Annotated in this window: 22 protein-coding genes; 7 read left to right on the forward strand and 15 right to left on the reverse strand. The window is 70.2% G+C overall.

From position 1 onward, the window contains the following. Nucleotides 1–107 precede the first annotated feature (107 nt). Nucleotides 108–1,214: an acyltransferase gene (locus FL311_RS01240; protein ID WP_141322961.1), complete on the forward strand. Its 1,107-nt coding sequence runs from the start codon at nucleotides 108–110 to the stop codon at nucleotides 1,212–1,214. Nucleotides 1,215–1,649: 435 nt separating this feature from the next. On the opposite strand, the gene FL311_RS01245 is transcribed toward FL311_RS01240, so the two are convergent. Then, complete coding sequence (locus FL311_RS01245; protein WP_141322962.1) at nucleotides 1,650–2,516, reverse strand: hypothetical protein; 867 nt, start codon at nucleotides 2,514–2,516, stop codon at nucleotides 1,650–1,652. 69 nt (nucleotides 2,517–2,585) lie between these two features. Then, the gene (locus tag FL311_RS01250) at nucleotides 2,586–3,158 is read right to left on the reverse strand and encodes a TetR/AcrR family transcriptional regulator (RefSeq protein ID WP_141322963.1); all 573 of its coding nucleotides are present in this window, start codon (nucleotides 3,156–3,158) and stop codon (nucleotides 2,586–2,588) included. Here FL311_RS01250 and FL311_RS01255 point away from each other — a divergent pair. Then, nucleotides 3,139–3,678 (forward strand): hydrolase, encoded by a 540-nt coding sequence (locus tag FL311_RS01255; RefSeq protein ID WP_255510284.1) that lies wholly within the window; start codon nucleotides 3,139–3,141, stop codon nucleotides 3,676–3,678. The two genes, FL311_RS01250 and FL311_RS01255, sit on opposite strands and share 20 nt — an antisense overlap. 175 nt (nucleotides 3,679–3,853) lie before the next feature. After that, nucleotides 3,854–4,108 carry a helix-turn-helix domain-containing protein gene (locus FL311_RS01260; protein WP_228556610.1) on the forward strand — a complete coding sequence of 85 codons (255 nt, stop codon included), beginning with the start codon at nucleotides 3,854–3,856 and terminating at the stop codon, nucleotides 4,106–4,108. Between the two features lie 78 nt (nucleotides 4,109–4,186). Here FL311_RS01260 and FL311_RS01265 read toward each other — a convergent pair whose 3' ends face one another. After that, complete coding sequence (locus FL311_RS01265; RefSeq protein WP_194868996.1) at nucleotides 4,187–4,693, reverse strand: C40 family peptidase; 507 nt, start codon at nucleotides 4,691–4,693, stop codon at nucleotides 4,187–4,189. Nucleotides 4,694–5,014: 321 nt separating this feature from the next. Between FL311_RS01265 and FL311_RS01270 the strand changes: the two genes are divergently transcribed. Then, a complete protein-coding gene (locus FL311_RS01270) occupies nucleotides 5,015–5,968 on the forward strand; it encodes an NmrA family NAD(P)-binding protein (protein WP_141322966.1) in 954 nt (317 codons plus the stop codon). Here the strand turns inward: FL311_RS01270 and FL311_RS01275 are convergent. Beyond that, nucleotides 5,940–6,680, reverse strand: a complete 741-nt coding sequence (locus FL311_RS01275; protein ID WP_141322967.1) for an SDR family oxidoreductase — start codon at nucleotides 6,678–6,680, stop codon at nucleotides 5,940–5,942. The two genes, FL311_RS01270 and FL311_RS01275, sit on opposite strands and share 29 nt — an antisense overlap. A 139-nt stretch (nucleotides 6,681–6,819) precedes the next feature. On the opposite strand from FL311_RS01275, the gene FL311_RS01280 reads away from it, so the two are divergent. Beyond that, nucleotides 6,820–7,749 (forward strand): AraC family transcriptional regulator, encoded by a 930-nt coding sequence (locus FL311_RS01280; protein WP_141322968.1) that lies wholly within the window; start codon nucleotides 6,820–6,822, stop codon nucleotides 7,747–7,749. A 5-nt stretch (nucleotides 7,750–7,754) separates the two neighbouring features. On the opposite strand, the gene FL311_RS01285 is transcribed toward FL311_RS01280, so the two are convergent. From FL311_RS01285 to mxcH, 10 genes are all read right to left on the reverse strand, one after another. Continuing rightward, complete coding sequence (locus FL311_RS01285; protein WP_141322969.1) at nucleotides 7,755–8,462, reverse strand: hypothetical protein; 708 nt, start codon at nucleotides 8,460–8,462, stop codon at nucleotides 7,755–7,757. Nucleotides 8,463–8,487: 25 nt separating this feature from the next. Beyond that, complete coding sequence (locus FL311_RS01290) at nucleotides 8,488–9,105, reverse strand: hypothetical protein (RefSeq protein WP_141322970.1); 618 nt, start codon at nucleotides 9,103–9,105, stop codon at nucleotides 8,488–8,490. A 27-nt stretch (nucleotides 9,106–9,132) separates the two neighbouring features. Further along, the gene (locus FL311_RS01295; RefSeq protein ID WP_223750295.1) at nucleotides 9,133–9,795 is read right to left on the reverse strand and encodes a M23 family metallopeptidase; all 663 of its coding nucleotides are present in this window, start codon (nucleotides 9,793–9,795) and stop codon (nucleotides 9,133–9,135) included. Continuing rightward, nucleotides 9,792–10,649, reverse strand: a complete 858-nt coding sequence (locus FL311_RS01300) for a hypothetical protein (RefSeq protein ID WP_228556611.1) — start codon at nucleotides 10,647–10,649, stop codon at nucleotides 9,792–9,794. The genes FL311_RS01295 and FL311_RS01300 overlap by 4 nt, the downstream gene beginning before the upstream one ends. Before the next feature lie 306 nt (nucleotides 10,650–10,955). After that, nucleotides 10,956–11,909 carry an alpha/beta hydrolase gene (locus FL311_RS01305; protein ID WP_141322971.1) on the reverse strand — a complete coding sequence of 318 codons (954 nt, stop codon included), beginning with the start codon at nucleotides 11,907–11,909 and terminating at the stop codon, nucleotides 10,956–10,958. After that, complete coding sequence (locus FL311_RS01310; RefSeq protein ID WP_141322972.1) at nucleotides 11,909–13,564, reverse strand: PepSY domain-containing protein; 1,656 nt, start codon at nucleotides 13,562–13,564, stop codon at nucleotides 11,909–11,911. Before FL311_RS01310 ends, FL311_RS01305 begins: the two co-directional genes overlap by 1 nt. A gap of 17 nt (nucleotides 13,565–13,581) precedes the next feature. Further along, complete coding sequence (locus tag FL311_RS01315) at nucleotides 13,582–13,872, reverse strand: hypothetical protein (RefSeq protein WP_141322973.1); 291 nt, start codon at nucleotides 13,870–13,872, stop codon at nucleotides 13,582–13,584. Further along, a complete protein-coding gene (locus tag FL311_RS01320) occupies nucleotides 13,872–14,144 on the reverse strand; it encodes a hypothetical protein (protein WP_141322974.1) in 273 nt (90 codons plus the stop codon). Before FL311_RS01320 ends, FL311_RS01315 begins: the two co-directional genes overlap by 1 nt. A gap of 83 nt (nucleotides 14,145–14,227) precedes the next feature. After that, nucleotides 14,228–15,520, reverse strand: coding sequence for a hypothetical protein (locus tag FL311_RS01325; RefSeq protein WP_141322975.1), 1,293 nt, complete (start codon nucleotides 15,518–15,520; stop codon nucleotides 14,228–14,230). 48 nt (nucleotides 15,521–15,568) lie between these two features. Continuing rightward, a complete protein-coding gene (gene mxcH, locus FL311_RS01330; RefSeq protein ID WP_141322976.1) occupies nucleotides 15,569–18,139 on the reverse strand; it encodes a TonB-dependent siderophore myxochelin receptor MxcH in 2,571 nt (856 codons plus the stop codon). Nucleotides 18,140–18,554: 415 nt separating this feature from the next. On the opposite strand from mxcH, the gene FL311_RS01335 reads away from it, so the two are divergent. Next, the gene (locus tag FL311_RS01335; protein ID WP_141322977.1) at nucleotides 18,555–19,751 is read left to right on the forward strand and encodes a cytochrome P450; all 1,197 of its coding nucleotides are present in this window, start codon (nucleotides 18,555–18,557) and stop codon (nucleotides 19,749–19,751) included. 59 nt (nucleotides 19,752–19,810) lie between these two features. Continuing rightward, complete coding sequence (locus FL311_RS01340) at nucleotides 19,811–20,902, forward strand: hypothetical protein (protein ID WP_141322978.1); 1,092 nt, start codon at nucleotides 19,811–19,813, stop codon at nucleotides 20,900–20,902. A 58-nt stretch (nucleotides 20,903–20,960) separates the two neighbouring features. On the opposite strand, the gene FL311_RS01345 is transcribed toward FL311_RS01340, so the two are convergent. Continuing rightward, complete coding sequence (locus FL311_RS01345) at nucleotides 20,961–23,282, reverse strand: Ig-like domain-containing protein (protein ID WP_194868997.1); 2,322 nt, start codon at nucleotides 23,280–23,282, stop codon at nucleotides 20,961–20,963. Nucleotides 23,283–23,291: the final 9 nt, after the last annotated feature.

The following is a 23,291-nucleotide window of genomic DNA, read 5'->3' on the forward strand; positions in this document are numbered from 1 at the left end:
AATGTGGGCGACACACCCACAGGAAAGTGCCTAGAATCAGGCCTCCCCGCCGCTGAAGGTCGACTCCGCTGAACACCACCGAACCGCGCCACCTGGCTGGCCTGGACCTGCTCCGGTGCCTGGCCATCTTCATCGTCGTCCTCTTCCACTACCCACGCCCCGAGGGACACGAGTCCTACCGGATGCTCGCCAACTTCGGCTGGACGGGCGTGGAGCTGTTCTTCGTGCTGAGCGGCTTCCTCATCGGCTCGCAGCTGATGGAGCCGGTGTCGCGCGGCGAGGCGCCATCCCTGAAGCGCTTCTACCTGCGGCGCTCGCTGCGCATCCTGCCGCCCTACCTCATCGTGCTGGCGCTGTACCTCTTCGTCCCCGCGTGGAGCGAGAGCCCGGTGCAGACGCCCGCGTGGCGCTTCCTCACCTTCACGCAGAACTTCGGACTGCGCCGCAACGGCTTCTCCCATGCGTGGTCGCTGTGCGTGGAGGAGCACTTCTACCTGGTGCTCCCGCTCACGGTGCTCGCGCTGCGAGGACGCGTCCGGGCCGCGCACCTGCTCGTGGGCGCGGCGGGGCTGATGGTGGGCGGCATGCTCCTGCGCGCATGGCTGTGGCAGCGGCACTTCTCGATGCTCGCGCCCGAGGACACCGCGTGGCGCGGCTACGACACGCTGCTGTACTACCCGACCTACGCGCGACTCGATGGCCTCTTGTGTGGCGCGATGCTCGCGGCGCTGCGCGTCTTCCGCCCCGCGGCCTGGGAGCGCTGGACCCGAGGGGCGCGCGCGGGCGCCCTGGCCGGAGCGGGCCTTGCGTGCCTGGGCGTCGTGTTGTGGCTGAACGAGGAGCACTTCCGCTACCTCGCCCACACGATGCTCGCCTTCCCCCTGACGTCGCTGGGCTACGCGGCGCTGCTCGTGGCCATGGCGAGCCCCACCGCGTCGCGCGTGTGCGCCCGCATCCCCGGGGTGAAGACCTTCGCGCTCCTGAGCTTCACCATCTACCTCACGCACAAGGCCCTGCAGGCCCAAGCGCGCGGCGCGCTGGAGCCCCACGGCCTGGACGCGTTCCATCCGCTCACGTTGCTGGCCGGCGCGGCGGCGGTGCTGCTCGCGTCCCTCGCGCTGCACCACGGCGTGGAGCGCCCCGCGCTGAAGTGGCGCTCGCGGCTGGAGGCCCGGCTCTCCCACGAGCCCACGCCACGGCCCGCCCTCCGTTAGCCCGGGGCCCATCCACGGAGGCCCTGCCCAGGAGGGGCCGGAGCGCCGGCGGGGCCGGCGCCGAGGCCGGACGCGCGCTCTTCACGCGGGTGGCGGGGTCCTCGAGCGCGCCGAGCATCGACTGGACGGCCTTGGCGCACACTTCATCGCGGGTGGCGGCTTCCACCTTCGGCACCGCCGCCAGGAAGGCCGCGTCCCAGTCGATGCGACGCGACAGCATCCACGGGTGGCGATAGCGCACCTGCCCCCAGAGCTCTCCCAGCGCGCTGAGCCGCTGGAGCCTCGGCTGCGCCTGGGCCTCCTCCCCCTTCGAGGGCGCTTGCGAGGCCATCGCCCCCGAAGCCAGCAGACACACCAGACACAGTCCCCGCCTCGAGCCCAGGCCCTCGTGCCGCCTGCAAGTCCTCCTCGTGTTCCAGCCAGCGCGCGAGGACTCTATGGCGAGCCGGAGTCGCGAGCCTGGTGCGCCTTCAGGATTCGCACGAAGCTCTCACGCTGACGTGCCTGGGAACGACGCAGCGAGTCCAGGCTGTGGATCCAGAACGCGTCGAACAACGTCGGATCCTCGCTGACCACCTCGACGAGGGCCTCGATGAAGTTCCGGACCCGCGCCGGCTCGCGTCGCGCGGAGGCAGGCACGAGCCTCCATTCCCGCTCCACCACCTCGCGGACCTCGTCCTCCTCGAAGACGACCACCCGGAAGACGATGCCGAGTGAGCGGTCCGGGCGCTCCTCGGTGCTGAACCAATGGAGGAGCTTGTTATCCGACTCGAGCCTGGGCAGCCCCTCCAGGTACGCCTGGAGTGCCTCCGCCGAGAGCTCCTCGCCGGGCAGGGGCGGCTCGCGGACGAGCTCCTCCGGCAGCAGGTCGAGCGCGGGGAGGTCCGGCGTGCCCTCGGGTGAGAAGCGCACGGAGCTGAACCGCTTGCCGTCCCCGCCGACGTAGGTCGAGAAGGCATCGAGCCGACGCGCCTCCACGTCGAAGACATAGACATAGGACACGTTCCCGGTCTCATCCGGCGCGACCGGCAGGCCCGGGCTCTCCTCCGAATAGCGCTCCTCCTCCGTCTCGTCCTTCCCGCCCAGGCAGGTGGACCAACCCCAGGGGGCGTCATCGATGAGCCGCGCCACCACGGCCTGGAGGTCGCCATGGGCGCGCTCGACACACGCCATCAGGTGTTGCCCGAGGCCCGTGGGGTAGCCATCCCAGTGATGATAGACACCGCGCCAGGGTCGCGAGGTGACGTGCTCGGGAATCCCCGAGCCCGACGTGTACACAGCGATTGCACCACGGGTCGACATGGGCCCCCAGTGTAGCGTTCAGCGCTCACGGCCCGTGGGACAATCACGCCGTCCGAGCGGCGCCCTCGCTCACGGCCGGATGCCCAGGAGCGCCAGGCGCAGCACCCGGCGCGCGGTGGGGGCATCCTGCTCGTTGGCGACCGCGATGGCGTTCACGAGCCGCAGCAGGTCCTCCGCCGTGGCGACAGCGTGAATCGCGCCCGCCGAGGACGCCCGCGCCACCAGGCCGTTCAACACCTCGAGCAGCATGTCCGTGCAGCACAGCTCCCAGGGTGACAGCCCCACCGGACCCGCGAGCAGCGCGGCGGCGAGCCCACGGTGCGTCGCGGTGTACACCGTCACCTCCTCCAGCCACGCCGCCAGCTCCGCGGCAGGATTCCCGCCCGGCTGAGCGGACGCCATCGCGCACAGCTGCGCGACGCCATCCCGGAACACCACCTCCAACAGCGCCTGCCGCGTCGGGAAGTGCCGGTGCAGCGTCGCCGAGCCCACCCCCGCCCGCCGCGCGAGCTCCTCGAGTGACACCTGCGCGCCATCCCGCGAGACCAGCGCCGAGGCCGCCGCGACGATCCGCTCCCGGTTGCGCTGGCCATCCACTCGCCTGCACAGCCACGAGCCGACGATGGTGCTCAACAACGTCATCGGCCTGGCCAAGGGCGCCAAGGCCTTCAAGGTGCCCACCATCCTCACCACCGTCCTGGAGGAGCGCGGCGGCTACCTGGTGAAGGGGCTGCAGGACGTCTTCCCCGAGCAGAAGCCCATCGACCGCACCTTCATCAACACGTGGGAGGACTCGCGCGTCGTGGACGCGGTGAAGAAGACGGACCGAAAGAAGCTCATCATCGCCGCGCTGTGGACGGAAATCTGGCTGGCCATGCCCGCCATCCAGGCCGCCGGTGAGGGCTTCGAGGTCTACGTCGTCACCGATGCCTCGGGCGGCGTCAGCGCCGAGGCCCACGACATGGCCATCCGGCGCATGCAGCTGGCGGGCGTGACGCCCATCACCTGGATGGCGGTCATCTCCGAGTGGCAGCGCGACTGGGCTCGCGAGGCGAGCGTCGACGCGCTCGCCAGCGTCGTCGGTGACCACGGCGGCGGCAGCTCCGTTGCATACGCATGGGAGATGCAGCTGCTCGCGGGGCGCTCCGGCAAGGGCTTGTGACGAGCACGAGGACATCCCCCATCCGGGGGATGCCCTCCTCCCCCGCCGAGGACATCGTCCTCCTGGATTCCCCGCGTAGAGGGGAGATTCAGGAGGACCCTGTCGTGGAGACTCGCGCCGAGCGACTGAACCCGCTGCCCGAGAACGTGGTGAACCCCGTCGTCATCCGGCGTGAATGGAATGGCATCTGCGCGGATGTGAACGAGAACCGCTCAGCCGCGCCTTCAAGGCCTCCACGGGCGTGGCGCCCTATCAATGGCAGCTCCAGGCGCGGCTCGCGCGCGCCCAGGAGATGATGATGGCGACCTCCGCCTCGCTGGAGCGCATCGCCGAGGCCACCGGCTTCGCTGACGGGGTGCACTTCGGCAAGGCCTTCCGTCGCGTGCACGGCACCACGCCCGCGGCGTGGCGCAGGGAGCGGGGACATTAGACGAAGGGCGCGAGACCCACGGGGGCCCCACCGTGCTCAGCACGAGCACAAGCGGTGGGGTCCCCCGCTTTCGCCGCGTCAGTACTTCACGCGACCGACATACGTCGTGTTGAGGCAGAGCCCGAAGCTGCCCAGCTGGGAGAGGACGACCCCCGAGCTGGGGTTGAGGGCGTGGACCACCTCTTCCTTGCCATTGTCACGATTGACGCCCAGGTAGATGGCGACGTGGGTGATCGTCGTCGTGTTGCAGCCGGTGCTGAAGTAGAGCAGGTCACCGGGCCGCCGCTCCCAGTACCCCACGATGCTGCCCCAGGGGCCGCCGCTGCTGTACATCTGGGCATCGAAGAGCCCCTGCGCCGTCGTCCTGGAGACGTTGAACCCAGCCTGACGGTAGGCGTAGTAGACCAGTCCGGAGCAGTCGAACGAACCAGGGCCGGAGGCGCCCCAGACGTAAGGCTTGCAGATCTGGTTCCTCGCCGTCTCCGTGGCGCGGCGCACCTCCGCGTAGACAGGCGCCGTCCACGGGTAGTTCGTTGGTGGGGAGCAGAGCCCCTGCTCCCCTGCGCCCAGCTCGACGTCCGTCATGCCATCTCCATCCTCCGGAAGAGGGCCACACGCCGAGAGGAAACCCAACACAAGACACACGCCTGCCATCCGAGCCGCGCTCATGGAAATATCCGCCTTCGTCTGACTGAATTGTTTGGTGAGAGGTTGCTGCGTGAAGGGCGGGGGCCCTTCTCCCTCCAGGACGGGCGCGGGCGCTTTTCATCCCATTTCCCGCCCCATTTCCGGACGAGCATTCCCAGTCGGGGTCTGTGAGGAATCCCGCTCTCTTGACAAACGGGGGCCCCTCCGTACTCAACAGCCACAAGTGGTGGGGTCCCCCACTTACGAGAGGAGCTGCCGATGCGTCGCCACCCGACCGTCCTCGTCACCGCCGCCACGGGGCGACAGGGCGGAGCCACGGCCCGGGCCTTGCTGGCCGAAGGCAGCACCTCGGTGCGTGTATTGGTCCGCAACCCGGAGGCACCCAACGCCAAGGCGCTCGCGGCGGCGGGGGCCGAGCTCGCGGTGGGAGACCTGGACGACCTCGCGTCACTGCGCGCCGCCTGCGCGGGGGTACAGGGGGTCTTCTCCATGCAGTCCCCCATCGTCTCCGCGACGGGCATCGACTTCAGCAAGGAGGTCCAGCAGGGAAAGAACCTCATCGAGGCCGCGCTGGCCGCCGGCGTGGAGACGTACGTGCACACCGCGACGTCCGGCGTCGGGGACCACCGGAACGTCGCGGGTTGGGCGGAGGGCCGCTGGAAGGAGCACGAGGTGTACTGGGAGAACAAGCTCGCCACCTGCGAGCGCGTCCGGAGCGCCGGCTTCAAGCACTGGACGCTCATCCTGCCCGCCACCTTCATGGACCACGCCATGCTGGACACGTCCGCCTTCGTCGACGGACACCGGTGGGTGACGGTGCTCGAGGCGGACCGGCCCGTCCCCTTGATTGCCCCGGAGGACGTGGGCAACGCGTCCGCGGCGGCCCTGCTGAACCCTCCGCGGTTTCACGGCGTGACGCTGCAGCTCGCGGGAGACGTGCTCACGCCGCGGCAGCTGGCGGAGGTCCTCTCCCGCGTCGATGGAAAGCCATACACCGTCCAGTCCAGCACCATCGAGGAGGCCGTCGCGGCGGGCCTCCATCCCGGCGTGGCGCGAGGGCTGACCTACATGAACGTCGCCCCCGCGCTGGCCCGCCCCGAGCTCGCGAGCGACCTCGGCCTGTCGCTCATGCGCTTCGAGCCCTGGTTGCGCCAGCGCCGTATCCAGGCACCCCGTGAGGCGCTCAGTACGGGCTCGCCGTCGGGCGGATGATGATTTCGCTCACGTCCACGTCGGCCGGCTGGCTGATGGCGTAGGCGATGGAGCGGGCGACGGCTTCGGCGGGAATCGCCACCTTGCGGAACTCGCGCATCACGTCGCACGCGTTCGAGTCGCTGATGCTCTCCGCCAGCTCCGACGTGGTGACGCCCGGGGAGATGACCGTCACGCGGATGTCCCCGCCCACCTCCTGGCGCAGCCCCTCGGAGATGGCCAGCACCGCGAACTTCGTGGCGCAGTACACCGCCGCCGTCGGACTCACCGCGTGCCCGCCGATGGACGACAGGTTGATGACCTGCCCGGTCTTCTGCCGCTTCATCACCGGCAGCGCCGCGGCGATGCCATGCAGCACGCCCCGGATGTTCACGTCGATCATCCGGTCCCACTCGTCCACCTTCAGCTTCTCCAGCAGCGACAGCGGCATCACCCCCGCGTTGTTGATGAGCACGTCCAGCCGCCCGAACGTCTCCACCGTGAAGCGCACGAAGCCCTCCACGTCCTCGCGCTTCGTCACGTCCACCGCGCGCACCCGCGCCTCGCCTCCCGCCGCCGTCAGCTCCTTCGCCAGCACCTCCAGCCGCTCCTGCCGGCGCGCGCCCAGCACCACCTTCGCGCCCTGCTGGGCAAGCAGGCGGGCCGCCGCCTCGCCGATTCCACTGCTCGCTCCGGTGATGGCCACCACCTTGCCCTGGATGTTCGTCGTCATGTGCACGTCCCTCGATGGATTGCCCGGTGCCAGGAGGGCGCCGGGGACATGCACACCTTCTCAACCGAGGGCCTGGGGGCGTTATCCGGATGCTCGCCGGCTCTTGCCTAATCCTGCACGGGACGTTTGACTCCCCCTCATGAAGCGCGCCCCACCCTCGGCGTCCGCCCCGAATCCCAGCCTGGACGAGCTGGCGACGCTCCTGGCGCGCCACACGCCCGCGGACGGCATCCACGCCACCGCCATCCCCCGGCTCTCGCTCATCCGCGCCGCCGAGCCCACCCCGGAGCTGCACGCGCTGCAGGCCGCCGCGCTGTGCATCGTCGCGCAGGGCCGCAAGCAGGTGCTGCTCGGTGACGACGTCTATGTCTACGGGACGGACCAGTGCCTGGTCGCCTCCATGGACCTCCACGTCACCGGCCAGGTCATCGAGGCGACGCCCGCCAGGCCCTACCTCTGCTTCCGGCTGGACCTGGAGCCCGGCCAGCTCAGCAGCCTGATGATGGAGGCGGCGCTGGAGGCGCCCGAGGACCGCGGCGTGGCCCGGGGGCTCGCGCTGGGCCCGGTGGCGGCACCGCTCCTGGACGCGACGTCGCGGCTCGTGCGGCTCCTGGACACCCCGCGCGACATCCCCGTGCTCGCGCCGCTCATCACCCGGGAGATTCTCTACCGCCTGCTGTCCGGGGAGAACACCGCGAGGCTGCGGCGCATCGCCATGGCGGACAGCCGCCTGGACGCCATCGCCCGCGCCATCCACTGGCTCAAGGCGCACTACACGGCGCCCCTGCGAATCGAAGACCTGGCGCGCACCGTCCACATGAGCCCGTCCGCGCTCCACCACCACTTCAAGTCCGTGACGGCGATGAGCCCCCTGCAGTACCAGAAGCAGCTGCGCCTGCAGGAGGCCCGTCGCCGGATGCTCGCCGAGGCCATGGACGCGGCGATGGCCGGGCACTCCGTGGGCTACGAGAGCCCGTCCCAGTTCAGCCGCGAGTACAGCCGGATGTTCGGCGCGCCGCCGTCCCGGGACATCGCACGGCTCCGCGAGTCGCTCGGAGCCGTGCAGTGACGCCGTCAGCGGGGCGTGCCGCGCAGCTCGTCCATCAGCGCCTTGGCCGTGCGGCCGTCATGCACGCTGAAGTCGGCGAGCCCCGGGTGGACCTCGGAGCCGAGCGCCTGGATTTCACCCGACGCCGTCACCCGGAGCCGCCCCTGCCAGCCCCCGAGCACGTGGTACGCGCCCGGGTGCTTCGCCGCGGGGATGAGGAAGAAGATGGCCTCCTCCGCCAGCCGCAGCACGGGCTTGTCATCCGGCTCCATCCGGTGGCCGTCCGGCGCCAGTCCCCCCAGCTCGACGATCTCCAGCTTGCTGTCGGGCCCGAGCTTCGCGCCCCCCAGCGCGACCAGCCCCTCTTTCGCGCGGGCGACGTCCGACACCACCAGCGTTGAGACCGTCAGCGGCGTCTCCGCGTAGCGGTCCCCCGCCTCCTCCGGCGTGAAGTACCGCTGGGCCTTCTCGTTCCAGCCGTAGACGCGCTGAACCGCCGGACGCGACGACACCACCCGGGCCTGGACGATGACGCCCGACTCGCCCACCATCTCCTTGAAGCTGTCGTGCGTCACCCAATGCACCGTCATCGGGTGGCTGTGCTCCACGGACTCGAGCGGCTGGGACACCGGTTGCGCGACCTCGGCGGACGGCGCCTCGCGGGCGCAGCCCATCATCGCGCCCCAGACGCACGGGAGCAGCAACAGCCCGCGTGCCTTCTTGAATTCATGCATGGCGTTCTCCTTTCCTGGCGGCCCGTCAGGGATACAGCGCGTTGAGGCCCTGCGCGTCGCAGCCGCTGAGCGTGGCGGGGTTGGAGCACTCGGTGCAGGGGTTCATCACCCGGCCCTGGGTGCAACCACAGACATGCTTCATTCCCACCGCGTGCCCCGTCTCGTGCTCGGCCAGCCACAACCGCCAGGTGGCGTCCGCCGTGACGCGGCTCAGGTTGAATTGAATCATCGCGCCGCCCCGGTTGATGCAGTTGTTGGCGCCGATGCCGCCCGGGTACGTCGTGTAACCCCACCACGTGTCGGAGGTGTTGGCGTCCCAGTAGTCGATGTCGTGGTTGGAGTGGTTGGAGCCGTCCGTGTTGAGGTACAGCGTGTTCCCCGGCGCCGCGGGCGGGTTGTTGAGGTTCGTCCAGGCCTGCGGCACCTGGCTGATGGACGAGTGGTTGTAGACGTTGACCGACGTCCAGTGCTGGGAGCCGCTGTAGGTGATTCCACACCACTTCCAGCCCGACAGGTTGTAGCAGGCGTTCAATCCCCCCGAGCCGCAGTCATCCCGGGTGCAGGCCCGGGCGTCGGGCGAGGTGAGCCCTCCGAGCGCGGCCACCATCGCGATGGCGGCCGTCCGATTCCAGAGCGTTCGCATGAGCCGTTCCTCTTGGCGGGGCGTGGGCTACTGACAGGTGATGCCCGGCAGGCCCTGGTAGGAGCCCTGGGACGTCCACAGGGAGATGGTGCCGCCGCAGCCCGGCGTGGCCGCGTACGGGTCATCCGTTCCCCACGTCGGGTCGGAGAACTCGAAGTGCAGGTGAGGCCCCGTGGACGCGCCCGACGAGCCCGCCTTCGCAATCCAGTTGCCGCAGGGGATGTTCGCGCCCACGCTGTACTGGAAGCTGAACTTCTTCAGGTGGAAGTACTTGCTGCGGCGGTTGTCCGAGTGCCGGAGAATCATGTAGTTGGCCGCGCGGATGCCGCAGTTGGCGTTGGGGTCGTCCTTGTTCCAGGCCAGGCACCGGTCGTAGAACCCGTCGACGGCGCTCTCCAGGACGCCGGAGGCGGCGGAGATGACCCAGACGCCCGCGTCCATCGCCGCGAGGCCGCCGGACAGGGAGAAGTCCGTGCCCAGGTGGCCGTAGTAGGTCCAGCCCTGGCACGTCCAGTCCTTCACGCCCCCCAGGTCCTTGTACGCGCCGACATAGCAGCCGCCGCTGGCGCACTGGCCGGGGTTCATGGACATGGGGAAGCGGAACATCGTGCCCGCCAGCGCGGACGCGGGCGCCACCAGCAAGGCCCCCACCAGCAGGGCCTGCAGCTTCATCGAGAGCGTCGTCTTCACCGGGCACCTCCTTCCCGCACCGCCACACCGGTGCGCACATCCAGCGTCCACTGCTCGCCGCCGCCGGCCGCGTAGCGCAGCCGGTCCTCGGACAACCACTCCATGGCCCCGGTGTTGATGGGTGGCGGCACGAAGTTCGCGGGCACGCCGTCGCGCAGCGCGCCGGCCTTCAGGCCGACGTTGGTGAGCTGCACCGGCTCCGCGCCGTCCAGCGTGGTGCGGAACCACGACGCCATGGTGGTGCGTCCCGACACGAACACCACCGTGCGCCCGTCCGGGGACATCGTGCCCATCGCATCCAGACCCGGCCCGTCCGCCACCACGGTGACGCGGCCATCCACGCCCACGAAGCCCACCGCCGTCTCATGGGACTCGGCGCCGGTGCGCGACAGGGTGGCCACCACGCCATCGCCCATCACGGACGGCGCCAGGTCTCCGAGCACGCGCTGCGCCAGCAGGCGCTCCCGGCCCGACTCCTCGCGCAGCCGCAAGTCTCCCTCGGGGGTGAGCAGCAGCGTCTTGTCGCCCAGCGCGCTGGCCTCCGCGTACTTGAAGGCGCGGTCCACCACGAGCACGGTGCCCCGGGCCTCGTCGTAGCGCAGCACCGCCAGCCTCGGCTGCAGGTCCGTCCCTGGCGGGGGCGCCTCCTCGATGACGCCCAGCACCGTCTGCGCGCCGCGGCCGTGCAGCGTGGCGACGAACGCCTTCGCGCCGAACTCCTTGGCGAGCATGGGCTCCACCGCCGCGCGCATCGCCCGCACGCGAGTCACCTCGCGCGACGCCCCACCCTCTTCCGCCTGAGCGACCGGCCCCGACAGCAACAGCCCGGCCACCGCCATTCCCAATGTCTTCATCACGAGACCTCACTGAACCTTCATGATTGCAATGCAGCCATGCCCGGCCGACACATGGCTCCGGGCACACGGCGACTCACCACTGACGAAGGGCGCGGGTGTCCCCATGCGGGGCATCGGGACGTGGGAAGCACGCCCTTCGCCCCCATGACCGACGGGGCGGATTTACGTCCCATTTCCCGGCGCGACGGACCGGACCACGGCGCCAGGGCGCGGGTCTCCAGGTCCTTCTTCGCCAAGGTGGCCGACCTTGTTCACGCCTCGAGGGCGGCCACCGTGAACGGCACGACTACACGCCGCTGGGCGTCACTCGGCGCCCGGCAACAGCGGGGGCGCGGAGAAGAACAGCAGCCCGCGGCTCAGCATGGGCATCCAGGCGCCGTAGTGGTCCTCGCCCGGGAACTCCAGGAACCGCACCTCCAGCCCGCCGCCCAGGGCGGACAGCTCGCCGGACAGCTCGCGGGTGTTGTCGACCATCCGCCGCTCGACGGCGAGCATGCCGCGCTCACCCTGGCTCTTGCGCGGCGTCTGCTCCAGTCCCCCCACCGTGAACAGCACACGCGCCCTCACCGGCGTCGCCGCGTGGTGCGCCAGGAAGGACGGCTTCCCGGTGAGCACGTGGCGGTGGTTCCACCAGAGCGACGGACTGCCGGCGATGAACGTCTGGAACGACGTGGGCCGCGTGAAGAGCGCGTGCACCACCAGGAGCCCACCATAGGAGTGGCCCATCAGCGCCGTGCGCGACGTGTCCAGCGGCAGCCGCGCCGCGAGCGCGGGCTCCAGCTCCTTCTTCACGAAGTCCAGGAAGCGGTCCGCCCCGCCCTGCTTCTTCGAGAACCGGTCCCCCGTGTTCGACAGGTCCGGGGCCGGCGGCGTGTAGTCCTCACCACGCGCCTGGTCCCCCGAAGCCGTGTCGCCCGGATAGCCCAGGCCGACGATGATGGGCGGCGCGGCCGGCACCCCGAAGCCCTTGGCGAGCCTGGGGAGCGCACGCGACAGGCGCTCCAGCGTGGGGAAGTGCGAGCCCCCATCCAGCAGGTAGATGACGGGGTGGCCCGCCGCGGGCGCGGGGCCCTCCGGGATGGCCACGAACATCCGGTGGGTCCGCCCCGTTTGCGTCGACGCCAGGTCGAACTGGAACGTGCCTGGCAGCGTCACCGGCGCCCAGTCCACCTGGACCACCGAATCGGCGCGGGGCGTGGGCCCCGAGGAACAGCTGGCGGTCAACAGCCCCGCCGCGAGGAACAAGGGGATTCGCATCAGGTGGCCCACTCCTTGGGAACAGACGGCTCCTGGCCGGGGCTCGCGGCCGGAGCGCCCAGGGACCAGACACTGTCCTGGGGACCGGTATGCGCGCGTCGGGACGTCGCCCGCGCCATCCATGCGAAACAGAAGGCCCCCAGGAGCGCGGTGAGGTCCACGCCCAGCCCGTCCAGCGTCGCCCAGGGGCCGAGCCCCGGCACGAGCCACCCCACCACCGTGGTGAGCGGAATGGCCAGCGTGCAGAGCGCCGCGCCCCACAAGAGGTCGATGGACGCGCGCGCCGCGCCTCGCGCCAGCGCATAGCCGATGGAGGCGAAGAAGACCGCGTAGTAGCCGTATTGGTGGAAGACCCGCACGTCCGCCACGTGGGCGCCGAGCCACTTCGCCAGCACCAGGGTGAAGGAAATCCCGCTCACGCAGCCCAGACAGATGCCGACGGTGAGGGCCGCCATCCAGCGCACGTCCCGCCGCTGGACGGGCAGCTCTCCGGCGGCGCGCGCCTTCTTGCGGCGCGTCTCCACCCACAGCACGTTGCCGCTGTAGAACAGCCACGCGCCGCTGAGCGCGAGCAGGAAGTAGATCCACTTCACCGGCGGGCCGCCGAAGGTCCCGAAGTGCAGCGCGAAGAAGCTGCTGATGAGCGTGACGGGAGCGGACATCTGGCCCGGGAGGAAGTCGGTGGACCGCACCTTCCCGCTGTACGGGTCCAGCGCCACGAACCCTCCGAGCGCGCGCGGAGACAGCGCCGCCGGGTCATGCCCCCACACGCGCACCAGGGCGCGAGGCGTGGCGACCTTCACGTACTGGAGCGAGTGCGGCTCCAGCGCGGGAGCGGCGACCCGCGCCCGGGCGAGCAGCTCCGCGGGAGGCAGCATCGTGGTGGGGTCCGGAGCGCTCCGGACGTCACCGGCCGCCGGCCTGAAGCCTGCGCGCAGCGTCCCGCCGTGGATGAGCTGGTCCTGCACGTCGTAGATGATGTCGTGGAGGCCGAACACCGCCGCGGTGATGGCAATCAAGAGGTGGAACGGGAGGCTCGCGATGCCCACCACGTTGTGCGCGTCCATCCACCACCGCTTGAGGCCCTTGCCCACGCGCAGCGCGAAGAAGTCCTTCACCAGGGACGGCAGGACGATGACCAGCCCCGACAAGAGCGCGAGCGCGTAGAGCAGCGAGATGACGCCCGTGAGCACGCGGCCCACCTCGGTGTCGAACGGCAGGCCCACCACCCGGTGCAGCACGTCGATGAACTCGCCCACCTTGCTGGGGTGTCCCTCGGTGACGACGGCGGCGCCGTTCGCCTGGAGCGTGGCGTGGAACCGACGCTCGGCGAGCGTGTCGTGGTCCTCGTCGCCCTCGCTGCGGTGCCAGCTCATCGGCGAGGGCGCCTGGGCCGGCGCCGCCTCGAGCGTGAGGGTGAACTCCTCGGCCACCTCGGGATGCTGGGCCAGGGTGGTCGTCACCAGGGCGTGCAGCTCCGCGGAGGACCGGGGCTTCGAGGAGGCGCGTTCAGCGGGCGGAGTGGCCCAGCGGGCCAGCGGGTCCTTGAAGACGGTGAAGGCGCCCGCGTAGAAGCAGATGAAGAGCCCCAGTCCGGCGACGATGCCGGCCCAGGTGTGGACGACCTTGTAGACCTTGATGAGGGCGGAGCGCATGGGAGTGCCGGCGGGGGTCAGGGGTTGCGCAGGAGCAGGAAGGTGCCCCAGGTGAGCACCGCCGCGCCGCCCAGCCACAGCCAGGCGCGCGGCCCCGTCCTGAAGAAGAAGCAGCCGCCGACGACGCCCATCCACACCGGCACCACGCTCCACATGACGAGCTGGTTGCGGGGGCTCGTCGCCATGGGCGCCAGGGCCAGGGACAACAGGCCGCTCACGCCGAACGCGAGCACCAGCCCCAGCAGCACGCCCGCGAGCGTCTTGGAGAGCCAGTCCGGCCGGAGGACCTCCTCATCGCCGCCCGCCATCACCGAGCCTCCCCTCGCCCGACGAGCAGCGCCGCGTACGGGAGCAGCATGAGGAGCAGCGTCGTCCAGACAAAGAGCACGTAGAGCGCCACCCAGGGCTGGAGCGACTGCGCCAGGAGCGGCAGCGCCGCGAGCACCAGGAGCGAGCCCACCCAGCGCGCCGGACGCGCGGGCAAGGGGGCGCGCAGCAGGCGCTGGTGGCGCGAGGACAGGTACAGGCCGAGACATCCCCCGAGGGAGAGCAGCAGCGCGAGGGGGACGAAGGGATTCATGGCGCCCGGGGAAGCAAGGGACAGCGGGAGCAGAGGCCCCCGCCGGGACACGGCGGAGGCCCTTGCTCGAAGGACAGCGAGGACTAGCGGACGCGCAGCAGGCCGCGCACCTGGCCCTCCACGACGGTCTTCGCGTCACCCAGGCCCGTCTGCGGGCTCATGATGCGGAAGCGCGTCTGGGCGTTGTCGTTGACGAACTCGGGCAGCACCAGGAACTCGCCCGGGTTCTGGGGAATGGTGCGGCCATTGGTGGGCACCAGGTCGTCGCGCACCACGGCCGTCGCCGTCGGAGCGTCGCCGAGCGTGACCTCCCACAGGCTCCACCAGCCGCCCGTCGAGGCATGGCTGCCGTGGAAGGGCCGGCCACCCGCCACCGCGGCGTCGAACGCGACCTGCGCGGCCGCCTTGTCCATCACCCGCACGTAGCCCTTGCCGGGCGCGCCGGGCAGCAGCATGGACGCGATGTCTCCGTCCGTGCCGGGAGAGACGAAGGCGTCGAGCGTGGTGAACCAGTTGTCGAACTCGCCCGTCGCGGGGTCGAAGCGAATCATGCACGGCTTCGCCGCCGTCGTGGGCGACACGAAGTGCGCGCCGGCGGCGAGCGACTCGGTGGCGTAGTAGATCTTCCCGTCCGTGTGCTTGACGCCGTCGCGCGCCCAGCCGCAGCGCGTGTCGGTCTTCACCGTGACTTCGTCCGTCTGCGTGTCCACGATGACCAGCGCCGTCTTGGCCGGAATCGTCTTCACGTCGGCGGCGTGCCAGCCACCGGCGATGATGACGTCATTGCCCGCGGTGACGGCCAGGCTCTGCGAATAGCGGAACGTGAACTCGCCGTCCTTGAGCTGCGCCGTCAGGTCCTTGGAGCCGATGAGCGACAGGTCCTTCGGGTTCCAGATGACCAGCTTGTAGTTCACGTGGTCGAAGTAATAGGCCTTCGACTCGCTGACGAAGTAGTGCTGGGACTGGTAGCCGTTGGTCGCGCGGACGCCGTAGCCGGTGAAGGACAGCGCGGCCTCCGGCACGAGCGCCCCGGAGGCGTTGAGCGTGTAGGGCGTCATCGTCGGCTGGGTCGAGCTGCTCACGAACAGCTTCCCGGCACCCGGGTAGCCCGCGACGATGTACGCGTCCGCGGTCAGCTCGAGGGCATTGGCGATGCCGACGGTCTTCGCCTCCTGGATGTCGTCCACCGTCACCAGGTAGCTCTGGGTGTTGCCCCCGGCGATGGGCACCTGGGTGATGAGGGCGTAGAGCGGGTCCGGCGTCCCCGCGTCCGGGTCCGTCGGGTTGCCGGCATCCGGGGTCGGCGTCGGGTCATCCGAATCCGAGCAGGCGGTGGCGAACACGGCGAGAGCGAGCAGTGCGGACTTCAGCTTCATCGGGCTTCCTTTGGCGATGACATCCTGAATGGGGACATGGAGGGCGGCTCAGAGGTCGACGGTGAGGCGCGCGGACAGGGCGCGCCCCGGCCGCTGGACACCGACGAGGTCGAAGGCGGCGGCGTCGGTGAGGTTGTGGAGGTTGAAGGAGAAGGAGTACGCGCGCCGCTCGAACCGGGCGCGGTAGGTGAGCGCGGTGGAGTGCAGCACCTGCGTCGGCACCGACTGCTTCGTGCCGCCATTGCCCGCGCTCTCCCAGGAGCGGTCGAACGAGCCGACGACGCGGGTGGTCCACTCCAGGCCGAGCGCGTCCTCGCGGGAGAGCAGCCGGCTCACCTGGAACCGCGCGGTGCCGGTGGCCTGCAGCCACGGGATGTTGGGCATGCGGTCGCCGTTGAAGCGCGCGAACTGCCCCTCCTGCGCCAGGTTCTTGAAGTCGAGCCAGGTGACGGCGCCGGTGAGCCCCACCCAGTCACCGGGGGAGTCCCAGTCCAGCCCCGCGTGCGCGGTGACGGAGCGGGCGTGGTCCACGTTCTCGTAGGCCTGCGTGGTGTCGCCGGGGAACAGCTGGATGAGGTTCTCGACGTCGCGCAGACCCGCGGAAGCGTTGGCGCCGAAGCGGCCCACGGGCGTCACCCACGAGAGCAGCTCCACGCCCACGTTGGCGTTGTGGCTGGACTCGGGGAGCAGCGCCGTGCTCTCCACCAGCAGGCCGCCGTCGCCGAAGAGCTCCTCCACCCGGGGCATCCGCGTGGTGCGCTCGTAGGACGCCTTGAGCAGGAGCCAGCGCGTCACGCTGAAGCGCAGCGTGTCGCCGTAACCACCCGCCCACCGCGTCTCCGACAGCTGAGCGTTGGTCCCCGAGGTGAGGCGCTGCACGTAGCCCTTCACGAACAGCGTGTTCTCCAGCCGGCCCTCCCACAGGGACTGCCGGTGGGACAGCCCTCCGAAGCCGGATGTGAGCCCGAGCGGAATCCGCAGCGGGTCCTCCTGCCCCAGGCGGGTCAGGTAGGCGTTCTCACCCGTCCGCTCGCTGTCGTCGGCGCCGAGCGACAGCTCCAGGTCCTCCGCGTCGAACAGCGTGCCGAGCAATCGCACACGTCCGAACAGCGACTGGCGCTTCTGCGTGTTCTCCAGTGGGGACGAGCCAATCTCACCCGCCCGCGCCTGCGTGTCATGGCAGACGCCATACCAATCGTAGATACAATTCGAGACATCGTACAGCTCACCGATGCGCTGGTTGTATCCCGCGATGGCCAGCACCTTGAGCCGCTCGTGGGCAGACACCTCGTAGCGCAGCCCCACGCCGTAGCTCTCCTGTCCGGAGGTGACGGCGCCATAGGGGCGGAGCATCAGCTGGTCGTGAGGGACGTCCTTGTCGTACTGGCCCAGGTAGCCGGTGAGCACCAGCCGGTCGAGCCCCGGCAGCGACTCGACGCCCAGCTCCAGGCTCCCTCCGGAGCCCCGGTAGGCGTCATGGCTGCGGCTCAGCGCGCGCGGCCCCACCCGCCCGGTGACGCGGTCGGCAACGTCGACGGTGATGCGGTAGTCGTTCTGCGCGCGGTCATGGAACCCCGCGGCGCGCACGAAGACATGCTCGTTCGCCCGCCACGTCACCCGACCGGTGCCACGGTAGCTGCCGAAGGAGCCCGCCTGGAGCGACAGGGACGCGCCCGTCTCCGGGGCCGACAGGTCCGAGCGCAGGTGGATGGCCCCGCCCAGCGCGTCCGTCGCCAGGCGCACCGGGACGACGCCGTTGAAGACCTCCATCTGCCGGATGAGGGAGACCGGGACGCTCCCCAGCCCGTAGACATACGGCGAGTACTCGATGGGCACGCCGTCGAGGAGGACCCGCACCTGGTCGCCGGTGAGGCCGCCCAGCGACAGCTGCGTGCGGCTGCCCAGGCCGCCCGTCCGCTGGACCTGCACGGCCGAGGCGCGCGTCAGCACCTCCGCGAGGTCCTCCGCGCGCTCATGGGCCTTCTCCAGTTCCACCACGTCCACCGCCTCCGAGCCACGCACCAGCACGCGCGCCTCGGTGGCCTTGCCCCGGACAATCGACGTGAAGGAGGGCAACTCCGGCTCCGGAGGGGCCTCCGCGGGCGCCTGGGCCACGGGCGCCGGGGGCACGGAGCTCTCGGTGACGGGGGGAGCGGCCTCGGGGGGCGCGGCGAGGACGAAGTGGTGGATGAACTCGAACTGGCAGGCGACGGGGGTGCCGTCCTGCATCGCGGGCGTGAAGCGCGCCTTCGCCAGCGCGTCCACGGCCGCCTCGTCCAGCCCGTGGCCAAGCCCCTCGACGACCTGCGCGCGCGTGACGCGGCCCTCCTCATCCAGCGTCAGCAGGAGCTTCACCGCGCCCTCGACCTTCGCGGCCAGGGCCTGGGGCGGATAGACGGCCTCCGGCTTGGACAGGAGCACTGGGGGGACGACGCCGCTGGACGGCGCGCTGGTCTCCTCGGTCGGCGCCGGGCTGGCCGGAGCGGCGACAGCGGTCCCCGGAGGCTCACTCGCCTCCTGCGCACGCGCCTCCCCTCCCGACAGCAGGGACAGCAGCACCAGTGCGGAGAACGAAGAGGTCGGCGCGAGGGCGCCCCGCCAGCGACGAGGTGTAGGCATGTTCAGGGAGTGCGGGTCGGAGCTCCCAGGATGATTTCGATTTTGAATCTCATATTCATTATCGACCCACACCTCCTTTGTCCTATCAGCGGTGGCGGTGGGGGTCAATCGGGGAGGCTCTCCCGGGTCGGAACCGGGGGCCGTCCGGAGACCTGCGCTACTGGGACTGATAGGGCCGGTGACTCCGAGCCCGCAATCCTTGCGCGTGGGGCACTCCAAGGCCGCATCGAGCCGCGCTTCCCGAGGAGGTCCCGGTGCCAGGGGAGACAGGGGAGGTGTCCGGTGGCGGACTTCGAGCCCCCTTCACGTCCCGCTCAATTCCTGCTCAACCGCGACATGCGCGGCCTTCACAAAGACAATCCAGACAGCCGCACCGCCCGCGGAAACGCTCAGCGAACCTGGAGGACGTCGCCTCATGAGGACCCGCCTCGACTGCCTGTCTCCCGAAGTCATCGCGAATCTGCACGCCCACCTGGCGGAGCTCCGACGCCAGGGGCCCATCGTGCAGGTGGACCCGGGCGGCATGTGGGCCGTCACCCGCTACGACGAAGCACAACACGTGCTCAAGTCGCCGCAGCTCTTCTCCTCCACGGGGATGCGCCTGGCGTTCCAGCCGGAATGGCTCGGGCGCGCCAATCCCCTGGCGGAGTCGCTTCCCTTCCTGGATCCGCCCCAACACGGACGGCTGCGGACCCTCATCCTGCGGGACTTCACCTCCTCGGCCATCAAGCGCCTGGAGCCGCGAATCCGCGCCCTCACCCGGGAGCGCATCGCGCGGATGATGGAGCAGCGGACGGTGGACTACATGGAAGCTTTCGCCGTGCCCGTCCCCGCCACCGTCGTCTGCTGGCTGCTCGGGTTGGACACCGCGCTGCTGAAGCACTTCGAGCGCTGGGCGCATGACCTCGCCCTCATCGGCGGTGTCCACCCGGAGGACACGAAGCAGATGGAGCAGTGCCGACGGACGCTCGACGAGATGGAGCGGTACGTCCAGGACGCCCTGGACGCGCGGCGCAAGAGGCCGGGCGATGACTTGATGAGTGATTTGCTCCAGGCCCGCGCGGGCGGGCAGGCCCTGACCCCACAGGAGCTGATGAGCTTCTTCTTCGTGCTGTTCACCGGCGGGGTGGAGACGACGACCTATCTCATCGGTCAGAGCGCCCGGATGCTCTGCCAGCACCCGGAGCTGCTCTCCCGCCTGCGGGAGACGCCGACCCTCATCCCCCGCTTCGTCGAGGAGACCTTGCGCTACGAGCCCTCCGTCGTGGCGCTGCTGCGCACGTGCCTGCAAGACGTGACCGTGGCCGACACCGCGCTGCCCAAGGGGAGCGTCGTGCTGGTGTCGCTCGCCTCGGCGGGCCGTGACGAGAAGGTCTTCCCCGACGGTGACCGGTTCATCCTGGGGCGGGAGAGCGCGCAGCACCTCACCTTCGGCCACGGCATCCACTACTGCCTGGGGGTGATGCTGGCACGGATGGAGGCCAGCATCGCCCTGGAGGAGCTCATCCCCCACGTGAGCCGGATGGAGCTGCGCACGGAGCGCATCGACTGGACGACCTCCCTCGTCGTTCGCGGGCCGGCGACGCTGCCCGTCGAGCTCTTCCCCGCGTGAGCCAGGGCGCGGGGCCCCACGGGAAGGGGCGCGGACCCGTCGTGGTATAGGGTCCGCGCATGCGGATGATCGACAGCGTGGAGCTGCACCCCCAGCGCGCACCGGCGCCGCCTCGCGCGGCGTCCACGTCCATCGCGAAGGACACGGTCCCCTACGTCGAGTTCCTCGCCTACGAGCCGCGTGGCTCCCTGCTGGTCATCGAGGCGCCCAACCTCGCCAGCCAGTTGGGGCGGCTGGTGCGCCGGAGCGGCCCCCGCTTCGACGTCGAGGCCGAGCTGACGGGCCTGCGCGGCCCCGGCGCGCTCTCGCCGGGTGGGCGCTGGCTGCTCACGGGTGGCGCGTTGTTCTCGGGACAGGCGGCGTGCTGCGAGGTCATCGACCTGCACACCTTCCAGGTCGTGCACACCCTGCCCGTCATGCGGCCCTTCGTCTGGATGGACGACGCGCACTTCATCGCCCAGTCGCCGAACTGGAGGACCGCCGTCACGGAGGGGGGAGTGACCCGGGCGGAGACACGACGCGTGGACCCGGCGCTCGCGGCCGCGCTGCCGGCCCTGGTGACTCCGGAGCCGTCGATGGTCCTTGTCTCCCTGGCCTCCCTCGACTGTCGACCGTTGCTTCCTTCCCTCCTGCTCGATGAGGAGACCTGCGCCGTACTGTCGCCCGACAAGGACATCCTCTTCACTGCCACGTCCTTCTCCCGCGTGTCCGCGGTGAGGGTCTCCGACGGGCAGCTGCTCTGGCAGCGCCCGCCGTCGCGGCTCGTCACGGAAGGCACCGTCTACGCGATGGCGCTCGATTCCTCGACGAACCGGCTGGTGACGGTGGGCAGCGGCGTGGACCACGACACGCTCGTGCTCGATGCGCAGAGCGGTGACGAGCTCTCACGCCACTCCCTGGCGAAGCTCACGCGCGGAATGACCCTGGGGCCGAGCACCCGCGGGGACGCCGTCCACTTCCGCGAGGACGGCCTGGGTGTCATCGGCACCAACAACGGCCTGGTCATCGAAATCGGAACCGATGGGCGCTGGTGCGCCTTCAAGGCGGGAAACCGCTCGCACCGAGCCATCGCGTTCTCGCCCGACGGCGCGTCCATGATTCTCGGAGGCGCGGAGAAGAACCTGCGCGCCGTCCCCCTCACGGCGCGTTGAGCGGCGCTTCAGGAGTTCCTGGCCCCGGAACTGGCAGCCCGTCACCGCGCGACCCAGGCTACGGGCGCACCATGTTCACGGGCACAGCCCCCGTCAGGTCCTCCACGCTGTCGAAGAGCAGCTGGCCCACGTAGTTGAAGTTGTGGGCCCACGCGCCCTTGTCCTTGCGACTCAGCTGGTAGTTGTGCGTGGCCTTCACGAGCGCGGGGGTGAAGGGCGCGAATGCGTTGGACGAGACGGCCTCCGTCGCGCTGCACGTGCCGTCCTTGTCCGTGTCCTTGAAGAAGTACGGATTGACGTCGCCGTTGTAGCAGAGGCCGTTGCTCGTCACCGTGCGCATGGCGGCCAGCAGGCGCGCGGCCATGCCATCCACCTCCGCCCGGAGCAGCTCCGTGGCGTTGCCGTCCCCGTCGTAGTCCTGGAGGTGGACGTTGCGAATCTGCTCCGCCGACTCCTGGTCCGCATGGCACGTCTCGCACCGCGTGCTCCACACATCCGCGATGCGGAAGGTGTGGTTGCTCACGCCGGGGACATGGCAGCTGGTGCACTGCACGCCGCCCAGGTGCGACAGCCGCCCGGCGTACGTCTTGCCCGGGTACTCGTACCCTGTCTTCGCCAGCGTGCCCTCACGCGTCCCGGCGGCGGGCATGTAATGGACGTTCTGGAAGCGGGGCGTGCCTCCCGCCGCCAGGGCATTGTCGAGCGTGGCCTTCGACGCGCGCCCGATGTGGCAGTTCGCGCAGAGGTTGTCCTGGCCCGGCAGGTTCACCGTCGTGCCATCCGGCAGCCACGTGCGCGTGGGGACGAACACGTCGTAGTCCGGCGCGAAGCTCTCGTGGCACGTGGCGCACTCCAGTCCGTTGGCCGTCTCCGGCACCGCCTGCCCCACGCCGTACTGCACGAAGAACCGGTAGCCCTGTGCGCCGCTGTGGCAGCGCGAGCAGCTCGCCTGCACCGTCTCGCTCGCGTCCCAGTTGCGCGCCGCCTTGCTCGCTCCATTGAAGTGGCCGGGGTCGTTGCGCACCAGCAGCGACGTATCGAAGGGGGTCGTCAGCGCGCCGTTGAGCGACTGAATCGAGTCGTGCAGGAGCTGGATGATGTACTTCGCGTTGTGGGCGAACGCGCCCGGGTCCACGCGGGCGAGCTGATAATTGAAGGCCGCCTTCTGCAGCCGTGGCGTCCAGCTCTTGTAGGCGTTGGTGCTCACGACCTCGGCCGTGGAGCATGTCCCATCGCCATCTCCATCCCGGAACCAGTAGGGATGGGCGTTGCCGTAGCAGAGGGGCTGGGCCCGCTCGGCGCCATAACGCTGGAGCGTGGCGAGCAGCCTGTCGCGCAGCCCTTGAATCTCGAAGTAGATGCCCTCGGTGCGGTTGTTGTCGCCGTCGTAGTCCTGGTTGCGCGAGGCAATCTGCCGGATGTTCCACGCCTGGGTGACATCGGTGACGCCCGGATGGCACGTCGCGCAGGCGTCCCAGCGGACGCGGGTGCTGTGCGGGTCATGGCACTCGTTGCACTTGTCGAAGTCCGGCACATGGCGGAAGCGCGTGTCGTAGACCTGCCCGGCGTACTGGTAGCCACCGGCCGCCTGGGCGGCGAAGAGTGTGGCGGCCGCCGGGTAGTAATGGATGTTGGTGAAGCCCAGCGCCGCCGAGGCCGTGTCCTCCCCCACCCCCGCGTCGGCGACCTGCGCGTCGATGTCCTTCCCCGCGGCGCGCCCCTGGTGACACACCATGCACCGCGCCTCCGCGCCCAGCCCGGTGACCTCCTTGCCCGAAGGGAACGTGACGGCCGTCAGCCGCGAAGCCGCGGCGTCATGGCACGTCTCGCACCGCACCACGGACTCCGTCCTGCCCGGCGCGTCGACGCGGCCCGGAGCGGAGCCGTCCCCGCCCAGGAAGTCGATGTAGCCCTCCGAGCTGTGGCAACGCGCGCACGTCGCGGGCACCATCCCCTCCTCGTTCCAGTGCGAGAAGGCCTCCGCCGTGGTGTCCGCGTGCGGCGAGCCCGCCCAGGCCACGTAATAGGGCACCTGCGACGGGTCCACGCCGGCGTCCCCCGCCGAGGGCCCGACGACCACCACCGCGTGACGCCCCTCCAACCGCGAGCGCTTCCCGACGACCTTCACCGCCGTCTCACCCACGCTGACGCCCGTCACCAATCCCGTGTCGTCCACCGTGGCGATGGCCGGGTCCTCGCTCTCCCACGTGTAGCCGTCATCCGTGGCCTCGCGCGTGGCGGCGCCGAGCTGGAGCGTCTGCCCCAACAGGACGGAGTGCGCCCCGCGGGTGGTGATGCCCGGGTTGGCGTTCTCCAGCTTCGCGCATGCCACGAGGAGACAGGACAGCGCGGCGACCAGGAGCAACGTCGTTCGTCTCATCGGGTCCCT

Origin of the sequence: Myxococcus sp. AB025B (assembly GCF_006518215.1) — a bacterium.
GTDB classification, from domain to species: Bacteria; Myxococcota; Myxococcia; order Myxococcales; family Myxococcaceae; genus Myxococcus; species Myxococcus fulvus.

What these genes read in the sequence shown, in the direction of transcription:
- FL311_RS01245 (WP_141322962.1), bottom strand. Translation starts at nt 2,516, where the DNA reads ATGTCGACCCGTGGTGCAATCGCTGTGTACACGTCGGGCTCGGGGATT.
- FL311_RS01255 (WP_255510284.1), top strand. Translation starts at nt 3,139, where the DNA reads ATGGTGCTCAACAACGTCATCGGCCTGGCCAAGGGCGCCAAGGCCTTC.
- FL311_RS01250 (WP_141322963.1), bottom strand. Translation starts at nt 3,158, where the DNA reads ATGACGTTGTTGAGCACCATCGTCGGCTCGTGGCTGTGCAGGCGAGTG.
- FL311_RS01260 (WP_228556610.1), top strand. Translation starts at nt 3,854, where the DNA reads ATGGAATGGCATCTGCGCGGATGTGAACGAGAACCGCTCAGCCGCGCC.
- FL311_RS01265 (WP_194868996.1), bottom strand. Translation starts at nt 4,693, where the DNA reads ATGACGGACGTCGAGCTGGGCGCAGGGGAGCAGGGGCTCTGCTCCCCA.
- FL311_RS01270 (WP_141322966.1), top strand. Translation starts at nt 5,015, where the DNA reads ATGCGTCGCCACCCGACCGTCCTCGTCACCGCCGCCACGGGGCGACAG.
- FL311_RS01275 (WP_141322967.1), bottom strand. Translation starts at nt 6,680, where the DNA reads ATGACGACGAACATCCAGGGCAAGGTGGTGGCCATCACCGGAGCGAGC.
- FL311_RS01280 (WP_141322968.1), top strand. Translation starts at nt 6,820, where the DNA reads ATGAAGCGCGCCCCACCCTCGGCGTCCGCCCCGAATCCCAGCCTGGAC.
- FL311_RS01285 (WP_141322969.1), bottom strand. Translation starts at nt 8,462, where the DNA reads ATGCATGAATTCAAGAAGGCACGCGGGCTGTTGCTGCTCCCGTGCGTC.
- FL311_RS01290 (WP_141322970.1), bottom strand. Translation starts at nt 9,105, where the DNA reads ATGCGAACGCTCTGGAATCGGACGGCCGCCATCGCGATGGTGGCCGCG.
- FL311_RS01300 (WP_228556611.1), bottom strand. Translation starts at nt 10,649, where the DNA reads ATGAAGACATTGGGAATGGCGGTGGCCGGGCTGTTGCTGTCGGGGCCG.
- FL311_RS01305 (WP_141322971.1), bottom strand. Translation starts at nt 11,909, where the DNA reads ATGCGAATCCCCTTGTTCCTCGCGGCGGGGCTGTTGACCGCCAGCTGT.
- FL311_RS01310 (WP_141322972.1), bottom strand. Translation starts at nt 13,564, where the DNA reads ATGCGCTCCGCCCTCATCAAGGTCTACAAGGTCGTCCACACCTGGGCC.
- FL311_RS01315 (WP_141322973.1), bottom strand. Translation starts at nt 13,872, where the DNA reads ATGGCGGGCGGCGATGAGGAGGTCCTCCGGCCGGACTGGCTCTCCAAG.
- FL311_RS01320 (WP_141322974.1), bottom strand. Translation starts at nt 14,144, where the DNA reads ATGAATCCCTTCGTCCCCCTCGCGCTGCTGCTCTCCCTCGGGGGATGT.
- FL311_RS01325 (WP_141322975.1), bottom strand. Translation starts at nt 15,520, where the DNA reads ATGAAGCTGAAGTCCGCACTGCTCGCTCTCGCCGTGTTCGCCACCGCC.
- mxcH (WP_141322976.1), bottom strand. Translation starts at nt 18,139, where the DNA reads ATGCCTACACCTCGTCGCTGGCGGGGCGCCCTCGCGCCGACCTCTTCG.
- FL311_RS01335 (WP_141322977.1), top strand. Translation starts at nt 18,555, where the DNA reads ATGAGGACCCGCCTCGACTGCCTGTCTCCCGAAGTCATCGCGAATCTG.
- FL311_RS01340 (WP_141322978.1), top strand. Translation starts at nt 19,811, where the DNA reads ATGCGGATGATCGACAGCGTGGAGCTGCACCCCCAGCGCGCACCGGCG.
- FL311_RS01345 (WP_194868997.1), bottom strand. Translation starts at nt 23,282, where the DNA reads ATGAGACGAACGACGTTGCTCCTGGTCGCCGCGCTGTCCTGTCTCCTC.